At 62.6% G+C, this 16,251-nt stretch carries 15 protein-coding genes; 9 read left to right on the top strand and 6 right to left on the bottom strand.

Translation table 11 applies throughout. The features are described from left to right. Nucleotides 1-117: 117 nt before the first annotated feature. From xylB to JWR98_RS14460, 4 genes are all read left to right on the top strand, one after another. A complete protein-coding gene (gene xylB / locus JWR98_RS14475) occupies nucleotides 118-1,599 on the top strand; it encodes a xylulokinase (RefSeq protein WP_205490384.1) in 1,482 nt (493 codons plus the stop codon). 12 nt (nucleotides 1,600-1,611) lie between these two features. After that, nucleotides 1,612-2,550 carry a carbohydrate kinase family protein gene (locus JWR98_RS14470; protein WP_205490385.1) on the top strand — a complete coding sequence of 313 codons (939 nt, stop codon included), beginning with the start codon at nucleotides 1,612-1,614 and terminating at the stop codon, nucleotides 2,548-2,550. 104 nt (nucleotides 2,551-2,654) lie between these two features. Beyond that, on the top strand, nucleotides 2,655-2,912 hold the full coding sequence (locus JWR98_RS14465) for a DUF2790 domain-containing protein (protein ID WP_205490383.1): 258 nt from the start codon (nucleotides 2,655-2,657) through the stop codon (nucleotides 2,910-2,912). 77 nt (nucleotides 2,913-2,989) lie between these two features. After that, on the top strand, nucleotides 2,990-3,388 hold the full coding sequence (locus JWR98_RS14460; RefSeq protein ID WP_078733056.1) for a hypothetical protein: 399 nt from the start codon (nucleotides 2,990-2,992) through the stop codon (nucleotides 3,386-3,388). Here JWR98_RS14460 and JWR98_RS14455 read toward each other — a convergent pair. Next, nucleotides 3,385-3,654: a DUF1652 domain-containing protein gene (locus JWR98_RS14455; RefSeq protein ID WP_042945719.1), complete on the bottom strand. Its 270-nt coding sequence runs from the start codon at nucleotides 3,652-3,654 to the stop codon at nucleotides 3,385-3,387. The genes JWR98_RS14460 and JWR98_RS14455 overlap by 4 nt on opposite strands. A gap of 380 nt (nucleotides 3,655-4,034) precedes the next feature. Between JWR98_RS14455 and JWR98_RS14450 the strand changes: the two genes are divergently transcribed. Together JWR98_RS14450 and map are read left to right on the top strand one after the other, a co-directional pair. Then, nucleotides 4,035-4,235 (top strand): ParD-like family protein, encoded by a 201-nt coding sequence (locus JWR98_RS14450; protein WP_078733055.1) that lies wholly within the window; start codon nucleotides 4,035-4,037, stop codon nucleotides 4,233-4,235. Beyond that, nucleotides 4,235-4,996 (top strand): type I methionyl aminopeptidase, encoded by a 762-nt coding sequence (gene map / locus JWR98_RS14445; RefSeq protein ID WP_078733054.1) that lies wholly within the window; start codon nucleotides 4,235-4,237, stop codon nucleotides 4,994-4,996. Before JWR98_RS14450 ends, map begins: the two co-directional genes overlap by 1 nt. Before the next feature lie 105 nt (nucleotides 4,997-5,101). On the opposite strand, the gene sfnG is transcribed toward map, so the two are convergent. Next, complete coding sequence (gene sfnG / locus JWR98_RS14440; protein WP_078733053.1) at nucleotides 5,102-6,187, bottom strand: dimethylsulfone monooxygenase SfnG; 1,086 nt, start codon at nucleotides 6,185-6,187, stop codon at nucleotides 5,102-5,104. Between the two features lie 266 nt (nucleotides 6,188-6,453). Between sfnG and JWR98_RS14435 the strand changes: the two genes are divergently transcribed. Then, complete coding sequence (locus JWR98_RS14435; protein ID WP_078733052.1) at nucleotides 6,454-7,692, top strand: acyl-CoA dehydrogenase family protein; 1,239 nt, start codon at nucleotides 6,454-6,456, stop codon at nucleotides 7,690-7,692. An 85-nt stretch (nucleotides 7,693-7,777) separates the two neighbouring features. On the opposite strand, the gene JWR98_RS14430 is transcribed toward JWR98_RS14435, so the two are convergent. The 4 genes from JWR98_RS14430 to JWR98_RS14415 form a co-directional block, all read right to left on the bottom strand. After that, nucleotides 7,778-8,563, bottom strand: a complete 786-nt coding sequence (locus JWR98_RS14430; RefSeq protein WP_205490382.1) for a sulfite exporter TauE/SafE family protein — start codon at nucleotides 8,561-8,563, stop codon at nucleotides 7,778-7,780. Nucleotides 8,564-8,654: 91 nt separating this feature from the next. Beyond that, on the bottom strand, nucleotides 8,655-9,425 hold the full coding sequence (locus JWR98_RS14425; protein ID WP_078733050.1) for a class I SAM-dependent methyltransferase: 771 nt from the start codon (nucleotides 9,423-9,425) through the stop codon (nucleotides 8,655-8,657). Nucleotides 9,426-9,482: 57 nt separating this feature from the next. Then, nucleotides 9,483-10,787: an ATP-binding protein gene (locus JWR98_RS14420; RefSeq protein WP_078733049.1), complete on the bottom strand. Its 1,305-nt coding sequence runs from the start codon at nucleotides 10,785-10,787 to the stop codon at nucleotides 9,483-9,485. A gap of 3 nt (nucleotides 10,788-10,790) precedes the next feature. After that, nucleotides 10,791-11,492, bottom strand: coding sequence for a response regulator (locus tag JWR98_RS14415; protein WP_003173657.1), 702 nt, complete (start codon nucleotides 11,490-11,492; stop codon nucleotides 10,791-10,793). A 286-nt stretch (nucleotides 11,493-11,778) separates the two neighbouring features. Here JWR98_RS14415 and JWR98_RS14410 point away from each other — a divergent pair, with 286 nt between their 5' ends. Next, complete coding sequence (locus JWR98_RS14410; RefSeq protein ID WP_078733048.1) at nucleotides 11,779-12,933, top strand: efflux RND transporter periplasmic adaptor subunit; 1,155 nt, start codon at nucleotides 11,779-11,781, stop codon at nucleotides 12,931-12,933. A 6-nt stretch (nucleotides 12,934-12,939) separates the two neighbouring features. Then, the gene (locus JWR98_RS14405) at nucleotides 12,940-16,038 is read left to right on the top strand and encodes an efflux RND transporter permease subunit (protein WP_078733047.1); all 3,099 of its coding nucleotides are present in this window, start codon (nucleotides 12,940-12,942) and stop codon (nucleotides 16,036-16,038) included. The last annotated feature ends 213 nt before the right edge of the window (nucleotides 16,039-16,251 follow it).

Genomic DNA, 16,251 nt, shown 5'->3' with positions numbered 1-16,251 from the left:
CGATGGCGGTGTGTCAGTCAAATATCCTTCACTGACCCATCGCTATCGGGGGCAAGCCCCCTCCCACATATTGACTGTATTGCCAATCCTAAAAACAATACTGCTGAGCAAATCATCATGACCCAGCAAAACCTGTTCCTCGGCATCGACTGCGGCACCCAGGGCACCAAGGCCATCGTCCTCGACGCTTTCAGCGGCAAGGTCCTGGGCCTGGGCGCCGCCGCGCACACACTGATCAGCGGCGCCAACGGCCGTCGCGAGCAGCACACTCAGGAGTGGCTGGACGCCTTCACCGAAGCCACTCACCGCGCCCTGCAGCAGGCCGGGGTGGATGGCCAGGATATCCTCGGTATCGGCGTTTCCGGCCAGCAGCACGGGCTGGTTTTGCTCGATGACCAGGGCCAGGTGCTGCGCCCGGCCAAACTGTGGTGCGACACCGAAACCACGCCCGAGAATGAGCGCCTGCTGCAACACCTTGGCGGTGAACGCGGTTCGCTGGAACGGCTGGGCGTGGCCATCGCGCCGGGCTACACCCTGTCCAAGTTGCTCTGGACCCGCGAACAACACCCGGACCTCTTCGCGCGCATCGCCCACGTGCTGCTGCCCCACGACTACCTCAACTACTGGCTCACCGGCCGCGCCGTCGCCGAATACGGCGATGCGTCGGGTACCGGCTACTTCAACGTGCGCAGCCGCCAATGGGACGTCGCGTTGCTGCGGCACATTGATCCGAGCGGACGCCTGGAGGCGGCAGTGCCCGAGCTGATCGAAGCCGATCAGGCCGTGGGCACGATTCTGCCGACGGTCGCCTTACGCTTGGGCATCAACCCCGCGGCCATCGTCGCCAGCGGTGGTGGCGACAACATGATGGGCGCCATCGGCACCGGCAATATCGCACCGGGCGTGATCACCATGAGCCTGGGGTCGTCGGGCACGGTCTACGCATTCGCCGACCAGCCCAACGTCAGCCCCCAGGCGTCGGTGGCGACCTTCTGCTCATCCAGCGGCGGCTGGTTGCCGCTGATCTGCACCATGAACCTGACCAACGCCACCAGCGTGATTCGCGAATTGTTCGAGCTCGACCTGGGCGCCTTCAACGCGCTGGTCGAGCAGGCCCCGATTGGTGCCGACGGCGTGAGCCTGCTGCCGTTCCTCAACGGTGAACGCGTGCCCGCCCTGCCCCACGCCACCGGCAGCGTGCACGGCCTGACCATGGCCAACCTGACCCGCGCCAACCTGTGCCGCGCCGTGGTCGAGGGCACCACTTTCGGCCTGCGTTACGGCCTCGATCTGCTGCGCCAGACCGGCCTGCAAAGCCAGCACATCCGCCTGATCGGCGGCGGTTCGAAAAGCCCGGTGTGGCGACAGATGGTTGCCGATATCATGAACACCGAAGTGATCTGCACCGAACAAAGCGAAGCCGCCGCCCTCGGCGCGGCGATCCAGGCGGCTTGGAGCCAGTCCGGCGAATCCCTGGCCAGCCTGTGCGACAAATGCGTCAGCGTCGACCCGGCCAGCCGAACACTGCCGGTGGCGGCCAATGTCAGTGCCTATCAACACGCCTACGAACGCTATCAACAGCAAGTGGCAACCCTTTAAGAGCGAATGACTATGTATCTGGTGTGTGGTGAAGCGCTGTTCGATTTTTTCAGCGAGGAAGATGCCAGCGGGCTGGCGTCCAAGCTCAATTACAAGGCGATTGCCGGCGGTTCGCCGTTTAACGTGGCGGTGGGCCTGCGCCGCCTGGGTATCGAGGCGGGGTTTTTCGCCGGTCTCTCCAACGATTACCTGGGCCGTCGTCTGTTGCAGGTGCTCAAGGATGAAGGCGTAAGCGAACAGTTCCTGGTGGAGTTCGCGGCGCCGACCACCCTGGCGATGGTCGCCGTGGGCGCCAACGGCTCACCGCAGTACAGTTTTCGCGGCGAAGGCTGCGCCGACCGGCAATTGCAAGTGGCGCATCTGCCGAGCCTGGGCGATGAGGTTCGCGGCGTGCATATCGGCTCGTTCTCGCTGGTGGTGCAGCCGGTCGGCGATACGCTGCTCAACCTGGTCAAGCGCGAAAGCGGCAAGCGCCTGATCAGCCTCGACCCGAATGTGCGCCTCAACCCGCAACCGGACATCCAGTTGTGGCGCGACCGCGTCGCAGAGCTGGTCAAGCATGCCGACCTGATCAAGGTCAGCGACGAAGACCTGCACCTGCTCTACCCCGACCAGACGCCCGAAAGCGTGCTGCAAGGCTGGCTGCAACACCGTTGCCAACTGGTGTTCCTGACCCGTGGTGGCGATGGCGCCAGTGTGTTCAGCCGCCAGCACGGCACGTGGTCGCAACCTGCAGTCAAGGTGGTGATGGCCGATACGGTGGGCGCCGGTGATACCTTCCAGGCCGCGTTGATTGCCTGGCTGACCGAGCAGCAACTGGATTCGGTGCAGGGCCTGCAACAGCTCACACGCGAGCAGATCGACTCGATGCTCGGCTTCGCTATTCGCGCCGCCGCCCTGACCTGCACCAAGACCGGCCCGGACTTGCCGTACCGTCAGCAACTGGGCTGAAAAACGTGGGCGTTTCATGAAGGTTTTGTCAGCCAGGGTCACATTAATCGATGGTTAATCCCGCAGGTCGACAGTGAAGTCGAACCCATTTGCGGAGCACTATCATGAAACTGCGTACCTTAATGATCGGCGGCCTGTTGACCCTGGCAGCCACCTCGGGCCTGGCCCAGGCCGACGACCAGAAGCCGGTGCCGTATCAGTACGGCATGCCGCTGAACATCAAGCATGTGATCGCCATGAACGAAACATCGACGGATGAGTGCAAGGTCATCGACGCCGATATCAAGTTCGTGGACAAGGCTGGGAAAATCGAAGATGTGGGCTATCGCAAGTTGTCCGATGCGTGCAGCTTGCAGAATTGAGCCTTGAACGCCAGACAGCAAGCCCGCCTGAATAGGCGTATTCTCGCGGGCTTGTCTTAAGGCCGAAAGGAATCGTCATGCCGTTGAGTTTTCGCCCCCTCGCCACCTTCACTGCCCTGCTCTGCTTCGCGCTTGCGCTGATCTGGGGATTACGCCCGCAACTGCTCCTGGAGATGTGGAGCGTCGACTATGCGCAGGCCACGGGGCTGGTGGCCCGACGCAACGCTGCGTTGTTCCTGGCTATTGGCATCATGCTCTACCGCGCCCGCCATGCACCGCCCGGTGACACACGGTCTGCCATCAGCACCGGCTTTATGATCGGCTGCCTGGTCTTGGCCATGCTCGGCCTCAGCGAGTGGATCACGGGTAATGCCGGGCCGGGGATCCTCTTGGCGGTGGCAACAGAAACCGCATTGGGCCTGGCCTTCATCCAGGCCCACAGGTCTTCGGTGACTCACCCTCAGGCGTCTGCCTAGTAGTAGGCACGGCCTCCCGCTCTTTGCTGGGCGGGTGCCTGATTCTGTCTAAGGTCTTCACGCAACCCAGTGATCAGGTTGCAAATGGCTCGACTGCTGTTGAGTTGGTCAGCCTTGATACCTTTGACTTCCAAATCCACCCGATCACGGTCGCGGTCGTCGTAGACTTTGATCGTCAGCGAAGCATCTTCGGCTTTGGTGCATTCGCACCGTTTGGGCAGGAAACTTCCTTCAATAATGCTGCGTAGCTCTAGTTCCGAAAGCATGGTCAACCTCTCCTTTTTTTGAGACTGCCAACAGATTGTTATGGTCATGCAAGCGCTTTCCAGCCTTGGAAGGCACCTTCAAATACCAGCGTACTCGGCAAAATCCGCTGGCGTTGTAACCTTTCCTCATAAGGCTGCGGCAGTTTTTATATAACTAAACTTTGAACTTAAAAGAGACGGTTAAACAAGCGTCGAACGGCGGCGATTAAACGTTTAATCCTGTGTTTGAATTTAACCCGGGCTAAGCGCAACAACTTTTTCGCAACATATCGCAAACTATCAAGGTTGATATTGGCTGCGCAAATTCACCGCCGTCCGGGGTTTACGCGCGCCATACGAACCATATACGATTCGTATATCAACCCTGCACAGTGAATCCCATGGGCATCGTCAAGATCACCGACCAATTACACGAACAATTGCGCCTGGCCAGCGCCGCGATGGATCGCTCCATCAACGCCCAGGCCGAGTTCTGGATCAAGATCGGCCTGCTCGCCGAACTCAACCCCAGCCTGCCGTACAACGAGCTGATCAACAGACTGCTGCTGGATAAGCCCGACCTGATCCGGGGGCGCAGTTGATGATCAAGACGCCCGCTCAACTGGCCGTCATGCGCGAATCGGGGCGCCTGCTGGCCCAGGTGTTCACGATGCTTGACGGTTTTGTCGCCGCCGGCCGTTCCACCCTGGAACTGGACGCCACCGTCGAAGCCTATATCCGCAACGAGTTGAAAGCGCGTCCGGCAAGCCTCGGGCAGTACGACTACCCGTTCTGCATCAACACTTCGATCAACGAGGTGGTATGCCACGGTATGCCCAGCGCCAGGGAATTGCTCAAGGACGGCGACATTATCAACGTCGACATCACCCTGGAAAAAGGCGGCTACATCGCCGACGCAAGCAAGATGTACATGATCGGCGCCGTCGCCCCCAAAGCCAGGCGCCTGGTGGAGATGACATTTGAAGCGATGTGGGCCGGCATCCGCCAGGTCAGGCCCGGCGCGCGCCTGGGGGACATCGGCCATGCGATCCAGAGCCACGCGCAGGCCAACGGCTACAGCGTGGTGCGCGAATATTGCGGCCACGGCATCGGCAAGCAGATGCATGAAGAGCCGCAGATCCTGCACTTCGGTCGCCCCGGCACCGGGCTCGAACTGCGCGAAGGCATGGTGTTTACCATTGAACCCATGCTCAACCAAGGCAGCGCCAAAACCCGCAGCCTCAAGGATGGCTGGACAGTGGTGACCAAGGACAACAGCCTGTCGGCGCAGTGGGAACATACCGTGGCGGTGACGGCGGATGGGTTTGAGGTGCTGACCCTGCAACAACAGCCGTGCGATTAACCAGGGGTGAGCGAGCTTGCTCGCGTCGGGTTGCGTAGCAGCCCCAAAAGCAAGGGAGCGCTGCGCACTCCAGCGCGAGCAAGCTCGCTCACCACAATGAATATCTCAGGCCACTTGCTTGATGCCGGCCTTGACCTCCAGCTCACGCACCAGCGGCAACACGCGCTTGCCGAAGTATTCCACTTCTTCCTGGAAGTGCAGGAAACCCGCCAGCACCAAATCCACCCCCACGGCCTTGAGCGCAACGATACGCTCGGCAATCTGCTGCGGCGTGCCGATCAGGTTGGTCTTGAAGCCGTCGTTGTATTGCACCAGGTCTTCAAAGCTCGATTTGGCCCAGTTGCCCTCGCCTTCCGGGGACGCCTTGCCCGCTTGTCTGGCCGCGTCGCCGAACGCGTTGACCGCTTCCGGGTCGGCCTTGTCGATGATCTCGGCCAACACGGCGCGGGCTTCTTCTTCGGTATCGCGGGCGATGACAAAGGCATTCACGCCGACTTTGACCGAATGGTTATTCGCCGCCGCCTTGGCGCGGATATCGTCGACCTGAGCCTTGATGCCTTCGGGGGTGTTGCCGTTGGTGAAGTACCAGTCCGACACCCGCGCCGCCATGTCTCGGGCGGCCCGTGAGCTGCCGCCCTGGAACACTTCCGGCCGGCCCAGGGGCTTGGGTTTGAGGGTGTAGTTGTTGAAGCGGTAGAAGTCGCCCTTGAAGGTGAAGTCGTCCTGGCTCCAGATGCCTTTGAGCGCCCGGATAAATTCTTCCGAGCGCCGATAACGCTCGTCGTGTTCCAGCCAATGCTCTCCGATGGCCTGGAATTCACCCTTGAACCAGCCGCTGACGATGTTCACTGCAATGCGGCCGTTGGTGAGCTGGTCGATGGTCGCCAGTTGCTTGGCCGCCAGCGCCGGTTGCCACGGGCCCGGCAGGATGGCGGCGATCACCTTGAGCTTGGTGGTCGCGGCCAGCAGCGCATGGCTGAACGCCACCGACTCATGCTGGTTGTCGGCACCGTAGCCGGCGGTGAAGCGGATCTGGGTCAGGCCATATTCAAAGCCGGCTTCTTCCGCCAACTGCGCCAGTTTACGGTTGTAGTCGATGCCCCAGTGGGTACGCTGCTCGATCTTGCTGACCACCAGCCCACCGCTGACGTTGGGCACCCAATAGGCAAATTTCACGGCTTGCTGACTCATCTAACGCTACCTCATGCACAGGGATGTACCGGTGACTTGAGCAGCAAGCGTGCCAGCCTGGGCAAACGCCCGCGCCAGGGCGGTTGCGGCAGAAAAACCAGGCGCCAACCGTGTGATCACAACTGTCAGGGATTACATCGGTTTGTCGCAATGCTGTTGCTGGAGCAACAGTCAATGAGCTGATTACCCCGTAAACATTGGGCTTCACACCCGGCACGGACTGTGCAACCTCCTCTGGCATTGTCCACTGCCCCGGAGCCTTGCCCATGACCGAACACCACGTCATCAACCCGCTGTCCATCGGCGTCGATTACCCCACGCTGGCCGCGCGTTTCCGGCCGATCTTCCAGCGCATCGCCGACGGTGCCGTGCAGCGTGAGCTCAACCGCACCCTGCCCCACGAGCCGATCCAATGGCTGAAGGAGGCTGGTTTCGGCGCCGTGCGGGTGCCGGTGGAATACGGCGGCGGCGGCGCGTCCCTGCCGCAACTGTTCCAATTGCTGATCGAACTGGCCGAAGCCGACTCCAACGTGCCCCAGGCCCTGCGCGGGCATTTCGCCTTTGCCGAAGACCGCCTCAACGCGCCACCGAACGCCGGGCGCGAGCTGTGGTTCAAGCGCTTTGTCGACGGCGATATCGTCGGCTGCGCCTGGACCGAAATCGGCAACGTGGCCATTGGCGACGTCGTCACCCAGGTCAGCCCCAACGGCGACCAATGGACACTCAACGGTGAAAAGTTCTACAGCACCGGCAGCATTTTCGCCGACTGGATCGACGTATACGCCCAACGCAGCGACACCGGCGGTGACGTGATCGCCGCCACCCGCGCGCGCCAGCCTGGGGTGGTGCACAGCGATGACTGGGACGGCTTTGGCCAGCGCACCACCGGCAGCGGCACGTCGCGGTTTACCGAGGCGGTGGTGGAGGCGGACAACGTCATCGACTTTGCCACCCGCTTCAAATACCAGACCGCGTTCTACCAGTTGGTGCTGCTGGCCAGCCTGGCCGGTATCGGCCGCGCCGCGTTGCGCGATGTAGCCCATCAGGTGCGCAGCCGCAAGCGCATCTACAGCCATGGCAATGCGCCCCACGTGAGCCAGGATGCGCAGGTGCAACAGGTGGTGGGCGAAGTGGCGGCGCTGGTGTATGCCGCAGAGGCCAGCGCCTTGAGGGCGACGTTACCGGCACAACGGGCGTACGTGGCACGCTTTGGCGGCGATGAGGCTGCAGAGCGCGAAGCCAACGTGGAGGCCGAGATTGAATCGGCGACGGCGCAAGTGGTGGTGTCGGACTTGATCCAGCGCGCCACCAGCCAGTTGTTCAATGCGCTGGGGGCGTCGGACGTACGCCAGGGCAAGGCGCTCGACCGGCACTGGCGCAATGCGCGGACCGTGTCGTCGCATAACCCGGTGATCTACAAGGCGCGCATTGTGGGCGATTGGGTGATCAATGGCACCGAGCCGCCGTTTGTGTGGCAGATCGGCAATGGCCCGGCGAAAGCCTGAATCAAGGTTTACCACAATCAAAATGTGGGAAGGGGCAAGTCCCCTCCCACATTTGACCTCTGTGTATTTGGGCCCTGCGTAAGCGTCAGAAGGCCAATTTGTACCCGACCGCCATCAACATGGCCGCCAGGCAGGGGCGCAATACAGCGTCCGGAATCTTGCCGGTCATGTGGCTGCCGATGTAGATCCCCGGCAGCGAGCCCATCAACAGAAAACCCAACAGTTGCCAGTCCATATTGCCCATGCCCGCATGACCCAGGCCGGCCACCAGGGTCAGCGGCACGGCGTGGGCGATTTCGGTCCCCACCAGGCGGCGCGTGGCCAGGAACGGATACAGGATAAACAGCGCCACGGTACCGAGGGCGCCGGCGCCGATCGAGGTCAGGGCGACCATGGTGCCGAGGATGACGCCTGTGAGCACCGTCAAGGCGTTCAGGTTGCGCGGGTTCAGGTGGTAGCTGTCGCCTGCATGCCGCTGGGCGAAGGTCAACAGGGTTTTCTTGAACAGGATCGCCAGCGCGGTCAACAGCAGTACCACGCCGAGGGCCTGCTTGATCACCGCGTTCATCACCGTGGGATCGGTATGCAGGCTGGCGAGGAACCACAGGGTCAACAGCACCGCCGGCACGCTGCCCAGGGTCAACCAGCCGGTGATGGTCCAGTCGATGTTCTTGTTCTTGCTGTGCACCAGCACGCCACCAGATTTGGTGATCGCGGCGTACAGCAGGTCGGTGCCCACGGCGGTCGCCGGGTTGATGCCGAACCACAACAGGATCGGGGTCATCAGCGAGCCTCCGCCGACCCCGGTCATGCCGACGATAAATCCAACGATCAGGCCGGCGATTACGAAACCAAAGTTACCTACATCCATTCCAACTACCCGCGGCCTTATAAAATTCTGGCCGCAGGATAGCGATTTTTCTTATAACCACTTATACCAATATGATCTGACTTTATGCTTTTTAGGCCAGTCTACGGCAACAGTAGGCTTGGGTCTGGTAAGAAAAGGCCACGGTATCGCGCCCGCGCAGGTCGGGATGGGTGTCGATCAGCGTCTGCAACTGTGCGGTGACCGTGGATTTTTCCGCGGCCGGCAAGGCGGCAATGAAGCTCACCGACAGGAAGCGGTCCATGATCACTTCCCGAGGGCTGCCCACATGCTGATAAGCAAAACAGGTCACTTCGGGGTCGGAAAAGTACTCGCCAGTGAAGGCTTCGCGCCAGCGCCCCGTGTGAAAGCGCGGTGTGTCGCCCTCGTAGGGGGTGATGATTTCGGTAATCGCCGCGACCCACCCCACCGACTCATCACGCACGTTCCACACCAGCCCGAGGCGCCCCTGCGGTTTGAGCACCCGGTGAATTTCCGCCAACGCCGCCCGAGTGGAGAACCAGTGAAACGCTTGCGCACAGACCACCGCATCGGCGCTGGCGGTCGGCAATGGCATGGACTCTGCCGTGCCGTCCACCAGGCGCACATCCGGTAACAGCCTGGTCAATTGCGCGCCCATTGCAGCCACCGGTTCCACGGCGATCAGCGTCGGTGCCAGGGTGCTGAGCAAACGCGTGAATTTGCCGGTGCCGGCGCCCAGGTCGATCACCGTCGAACGGGCATCGATAGCCAGCGCCTGGGTCAGCCAGCCGGTGAGTTGCCGAGGGTAATCCGGGCGGCCCTGGGCATAGGTGCCGGCCTGGGTAGAGAAACCTTGTTGAGCAGACGCGTGAACAGCGGTCATGGCCAATCTCTCTTCGCAAAAGCGGGGGCACAGTGTGCGCCTTCCCGCAGCGGTTTTCTAATCGACCATCGTCGGTAACCACACCCTGAACCGTGCCCCACCCAACGGCGCCGCCAGCGCAGTCAATGTACCGCCCTGGGCTTGCAACGCGCGGCGGCTGATCGCCAGGCCCAGGCCAAAGCCGCCGGTTGCACGGTCGCGGCTGCGGTCGAGGCGGTAAAACGGTTCGAAGATGCGCTCGCGCTGGTCCGGCGGGATGCCGATGCCATCATCATCGACGCAGATTTCACAGCCCTTGGGACACACCTTGACCCCCACCCGGATGCGCTTGTCGCAGTAACGCGTGGCGTTGCGCAGCAGGTTCTGCAAAGCGCGCGCGGTCAGGCGCGGGTCGAGGCTGAAGCGCTCGACGGCGCAGTCGAGCGCCACATCGATAACGATCTCGGGGTTTTCCAGTTCGTCATCGACGCTGCCAAGCACGCTGTCGATGAACTCATCGAGCGCCACTTCGACCCGCTCCGGCAGTTGCGCCGGGTTGTGCAGGCGGCTGTAGGACAGCAACTCCAGCACCAGCTCATCCAGCTCGCGAATATGCGCGACCAGGCCGTGCAAGCGCTCGCGACTGGCGGCGGGCAGGTCTTCGGACAACGCCAGGGCCAGGCCGAAATCCAGGCGTGTCAGCGGCGTGCGCAGTTCATGGGAAACCGCATTGAGCAGATCACGTTGCTGGTTGAGCAGGCGCTCGATGTCGTCGGCCATGGTGTCGAACACCGAGGCCAGGCTGCCGATGCTGGAGTGCGACGGGATGCCTGTGCGCTCGGCCAGGTTGCCCTGGCCCAGTTGTCCGGCGGTGCGCTTCAAGCGCTCGAGGTCGCGCCAGTGCGGGCGCAGCCAGACCAGCAGGCACACCAGCAACGCGGCGACGATCAGGACGTTGATCGCCCAATAGAGCAGGTTCATGTCCAGCGGGTCCGGCGGCACCTTGAGCTTGACCACGAACCGTTCGTTGATCGGCGAGCTGATCTCTTCCATCCAGCCCCAGTCGCCCAGGTGCACCACCGGCTTGCCTTGCGCCAGCAGTTGTTCTTCCTCGGGGGTGTAGCGGGCGTCCTCGCGCAGCAGCAATTGCACGCTCAGCGGCGCAAAGTCATGGCCCAATTGCTCGGTAATCCGCGACCAATGCTCAACCGGTGCGCGCAGGTACTGCTTGACGATCAGCGCCTGCTGGCCACGGGTCTGCTCGATGTTGTAGTTGAGGTAGCGGTGTTCGAACAGCTGGATCACCAGTTTGGGAATCAGGTAGATCGCGGCGCTGTAGGTGACGATGGTGATCAGGAAGAGGCGGATCAGTACGCGCAGCATGGGTCAGCATTCCCACTCGGAACGGCTGAACAGGTAGCCCTTGCCCCACACCGTCTTGATCTTGCGCGCCTCACCGGCGTGGTCGTCGAACTTGCGGCGCAGCTTGGAGATGGCCACGTCGACCGAACGGTCGGTGCCGTTGAACTCGATACCGCGCAGGCGTTGCAGGATCTGGTCGCGGCTGAGCACTTCACCGGCGTGGCGGGCCAGCACCACCAGCAGGTTGTATTCGCCGCTGGACAACTCCACCGCCTGTTCGCGCCAGCTCACGCTGCGTTCCGACAGGTCGATGCACAGGTTGCCCATGATGATCTGGTCGTTGGCCACCTGCGGCTCGGACAGACTGCTACGGCGCAGCAATGTGCGGACTCGGGCAAGCAGCACGCGGGGCTCGCAAGGTTTGGTCACGTAGTCGTCGGCGCCCATTTCCAGGCCGAGCACCTGGTCGTGGCTGTCGTCGCGGGCGGTGAGCATTAGGATCGGCAGGCCCGCCGAATCGTCGCGCAACAGGCGGCACACTTGCAGGCCGTCGAGGCCCGGCAGCATCAGGTCGAGGATCACCAGGTCCGGTGGGTTCAGGCGCGCACGTTCGCGCACGTGATCGCCACGACTGAGCACGCTGACGTGGTAGCCATTGCGTTCCAGGTAGCTGGCAATCAGCTCGGAGAGCGCGGCGTCGTCTTCCACCAGGAGGATGTTGGGCATGGTGTTTCCAAATAATGCGGTTTATTGGGTGTACGGGGATCCAATGTGGGAGGGGCTTGCCCCCGATGACAGGGTGTCAGTCAACGTATTATTTGGCTGACACACCGCCATCGGGGGCAAGCCCCTCCCACATTGAACCTTTAACAATTGCAGGATTGTGCAAGGATATACGCCCGCAGTGCCCTGTGCGCTGCACCTTACATTTCTTCACACACCACCTACACAGCTTCACAGCACCACGGCGCGGGGGGCCTTAGGATGCGCCAGTCAATATTGGGATAAGAGCATGTCGAAGAACCTGTTTGCGCCGTTTTGCCTGCTGGCCCTCGCCCTGGCGCTGAGCGCGTGCGGCCCGTCCGAGGACGAGGCGCCACAACTGCCCCTTGCCAAGGTGCGTATCGAAACCCTTGAAGCCAAACCCCTGTCCATCACCAGCGAACTGAGCGGGCGCGTTGCCGCGCCGCGTATCGCTGAAGTGCGCGCGCGGGTGGCCGGCGTGGTGATGCAACGGGTATTCAAGGAAGGCCACGACGTCAAACAGGGCGACGTACTGTTTCGCATCGACCCGGCCCCGTTCAAGGCCGACCTCGACAGCGCCCAGGCCAACCTGAGCAAGGCCGAGGCCAATGCATTCCAGGCGCGCCTGCAGGAGCAGCGCTACAGCCAGTTGGTGGAAGGCAACGCCATCAGCGCCCAGGACTACGACAACGCGCGCGCCAACCTGCGCCAGACCAACGCCGAAGTCGCAGCCAACAAGGCCGCCGTCGAGCGCGCCCGGTTGAACCTGGGCTACGCCACCGTGACCGCGCCGATTTCCGGGCGCATCGGCCGGGCGCTGGTGACCGAAGGTGCCCTGGTCGGCCAGAACGAAGCCACGCCTCTGGCGATCATCCAGCAACTGGACCCGATCCACGCCGACCTCACCCAATCCACCCGCGAACTGAACGACCTGCGCCGCGCCTTTCGTGCCGGTAGTTTGAAGCAGGTCGGCCAGGACCAGGCCAAGGCCACCCTGATCCAGGACGACGGCAGCCTGTACCCGCTGCCGGGCAAGTTGCTGTTCGCCGAGATCAGCGTCGACCCCGGCACCGGGCAAATCATCCTGCGCAGCGAGTTCCCCAACCCGGACCTCGACCTGCTGCCCGGCAGTTTCGTGCGGGTGCGCCTGGAACAGGCCGTCGACAGGCAAGGCATCAGCGTGCCGCAACGCGCGATCACGCGTGACAGCGCCGGCATCCCCATGGTGCTGCTGCTGGATGCCGAGCAGACCGTCAGCCTGCAGCCGGTGGAATTGGGCGCGGTGATCAATGATCGCTGGGTGGTCAGCCACGGCCTCAAGGCCGGTGACCGCATCGTTGTGGAGGGCCTGCAACACGCGCGCCCCGGTGAAAAAGTCGAGGTGGATGACCGCCCCGCCTCTGGCCAGCCCGTTAAGGAATAACCCGCCATGCCGCAGTTCTTTATTGACCGCCCGATCTTCGCCTGGGTGGTCGCCCTGTTTATCCTGCTGGCCGGCTTGCTGGCGATTCCGCAGTTGCCGGTGGCGCAGTACCCCAACGTCGCGCCGCCGAAAGTGGAAATCTACGCGGTGTACCCGGGCGCTTCGGCGCAGACCCTGGACGAGAGCGTGGTGAGCCTGATCGAGCAGGAGCTTAACGGCGCCGATCACCTGCTGTATTTCGAGTCCCAGAGCAGCCTCGGTTCGGCGACGATTACCGCCACCTTCCAGCCCGGCACCAACCCGGAAATGGCCCAGGTGGATGTGCAGAACCGCCTCAAGGCGGTAGAACCGCGCCTGCCCCAAGCGGTGACGCAGCAAGGCTTGCAGGTCGAGAAAGTCTCCGCCGGTTTCCTGTTGCTGGTGACCCTTACCTCCAACGACGGCAAGCTCGACGACGTGGCGCTCAGCGATTACCTGGCGCGCAACGTGATGAACGAACTCAAGCGCCTGGACGGCGTGGGCAAGGCGCAGTTGTACGGCGCCGAACGCGCCATGCGCATCTGGATCGATCCGCAGAAGCTGATCGGCTTCAACTTGACCCCGGCTGACGTCAACGCCGCGATCAGCGCGCAGAACGCCCAGGTCTCGGCGGGCAGCATCGGCGATTTGCCGGGCACCACGACCCAGGAAATCACCGCGGCAATCCTGGTCAAGGGCCAGCTGTCGACCCCGGCGGAATTCGCCGACATCGTGCTCAAGGCCAACCCCGATGGTTCCACCGTGCGCATCGGCGACGTGGCGCGGGTGGAAATCGGCAGCCAGGAATACCAGTTCTCCACGCGCCTGAACGGCAAGCCGTCCACCGCCGTCAGTGTGCAACTGGCGCCAGGCGCCAACGCGCTGAACACCGCCACCCTGGTACGCGCGAAGATGGACGAACTGTCGCGCTACTTCCCGGCCAATGTGGAATACAAGATCCCGTACGACACCTCGCCGTTCGTCAAAGTCTCGATCACCAAGGTGGTGTACACCCTGCTTGAGGCCATGGCGTTGGTGTTCGCGGTGATGTTCCTGTTTTTGCAGAACGTGCGCTATACGCTGATCCCGACGCTGGTGGTGCCGATCGCGCTGATGGGTACCTTCGCCACTATGCTGTTGCTGGGTTTCTCGATCAACGTACTGACCATGTTCGGCATGGTGCTGGCTATTGGCATCCTGGTGGACGATGCGATTGTGGTGGTGGAGAACGTCGAGCGCATCATGGTCACCGAGGGGCTGTCGCCCAAGGAGGCCACGCGCAAAGCCATGGGCCAGATCACCGGCGCCATCGTCGGGATCACCCTGGTGCTGGTGGCGGTATTCCTGCCGATGGCGTTCATGGCGGGCTCGGTGGGGGTGATCTACCAGCAGTTCTCGCTATCGATGGCCACCTCGATCCTGTTCTCGGCGTTCCTCGCCCTGACCTTGACCCCGGCGCTGTGCGCCACGCTGCTCAAGCCGATCGCCCAGGGCGAGCACCATGCCAAGGGCGGCTTCTTCGGCTGGTTCAACAAACGTTTCGAGCAACTCACCGACCGCTATGAAGGCTGGGTGGCCTATGCGCTCAAGCGCAGCGGCCGTTACCTGTTGATCTACCTGGTGCTGCTGGTGGGCCTGGGCTGGATGTTCACGCGCCTACCCTCCTCGTTCCTGCCGGTGGAGGACCAGGGCTACACCATCACCGACATCCAGCTGCCGCCGGGCGCGAGCAAGAACCGCACGGTGCGGGTCGCCGAGCAGATCGAAGCGCACAACGCGGGCGAGCCGGGGGTGGGCGATACCACCATGATCATGGGCTTCAGTTTCTCAGGCTCCGGGCAGAACGCGGCGCTGGCGTTTACCACGCTCAAGGATTGGTCGGAACGCAGCAGCGACGACTCGGCCGCGTCGATTGCCGACCGCGCCAACATGGCCTTCAGCGAGCTCAAGGATGCGATTGCCTACGCGGTGCTGCCACCGCCGGTGGATGGCCTGGGCACCTCCAGCGGGTTTGAGTTCCGCTTGCAGGACCGCGGCGGCGTCGGCCATGCCGCGTTGATGGCGGCACGTACCGAGTTGCTGGCGGCTGCCGAGAAGAGCCCGATCCTGACCAATGTGCGCGAAAGCGCCCTGGCCGAAGCACCGCAAGTGCAACTGGAGGTGGACCGCAAGCAAGCCAACGCCCTGGGCGTGTCGTTCGCGGATGTGGGTAATGTGCTGTCCTCGGCCATCGGCTCGGCCTATATCAACGACTTCCCCAACCAGGGCCGCATGCAGCGCGTGGTGGTGCAGGCCGAAGGCGACCAGCGCAGCCAGGTGGCCGACCTGATGAAGATCCACGTGCGCAACAACGCCGGCAAGATGGTGCCGCTGTCAGCCTTCGTCGAAGCCAAGTGGACCCAGGGCCCGACGCAGTTGACCCGTTACAACGGTTACCCGGCCATTGCTATCAGCGGTGAAGCGGCGCCGGGGCACAGCACGGGCGAGGCCATGAACGAAATCCAGCGTTTGGTCAGCCAGTTGCCTGCCGGGCTGGGCCAGGAATGGACGGGCTTGTCGTTGCAGGAGCGCTTGTCCGGCTCCCAGGCTCCGCTGCTGTTGGGCCTGTCGTTGCTGATCGTGTTCCTGTGCCTGGCCGCGCTGTATGAAAGCTGGTCGATCCCCACCTCGGTGTTGCTCGTGGTGCCGCTGGGGGTACTGGGCGCGGTGTTGGCCGTGTCGCTTCGCGGGATGCCCAACGACGTGTTCTTCAAGGTCGGCTTGATCACCATCATCGGCCTGTCGGCGAAGAACGCGATCCTGATCATTGAGTTCGCCAAGGACCTGTATGACCAGGGCGAGGACTTGATCGACGCCACCTTGAAAGCGGCACGGTTGCGATTGCGGCCGATCATCATGACATCCCTGGCGTTTATCCTCGGCGTGGTTCCCTTGGCAATTGCCACCGGGGCCAGCTCGGCCAGCCAACAGGCGATTGGCACCGGTGTGATTGGCGGGATGATCACGGCGACATTGGCGGTGGTGTTTGTGCCAGTGTTTTTTGTGGTGGTGATGAAGCTGGTGCGCAAGCGCCATAAACCAAACTGATCAACGCCGTAGCGAAAGGTGGTGGCTTGCAAGTTGAACCCGTCGCTGGTAACCACGATGCGAAGCGAGCCGCTCTTGATCTTGATCTGCTTTTGATCTTGATCTCAGGCGCCCCGTTAAACCACGCTGGCCGAACGCAGGCTTGAATTCGTGGGTAAGCCGGGTTAGCCGCCCACGGATTCAAGACTGTGTTCGGGCACACCGAGCCTAGGC

It is taken from the genome of Pseudomonas lactucae (genome assembly GCF_016937615.1).
In the GTDB taxonomy this organism is placed as follows: Bacteria; Pseudomonadota; Gammaproteobacteria; order Pseudomonadales; family Pseudomonadaceae; genus Aquipseudomonas; species Aquipseudomonas lactucae.
This window is presented reverse-complemented; position numbering and strand designations above follow the sequence as displayed.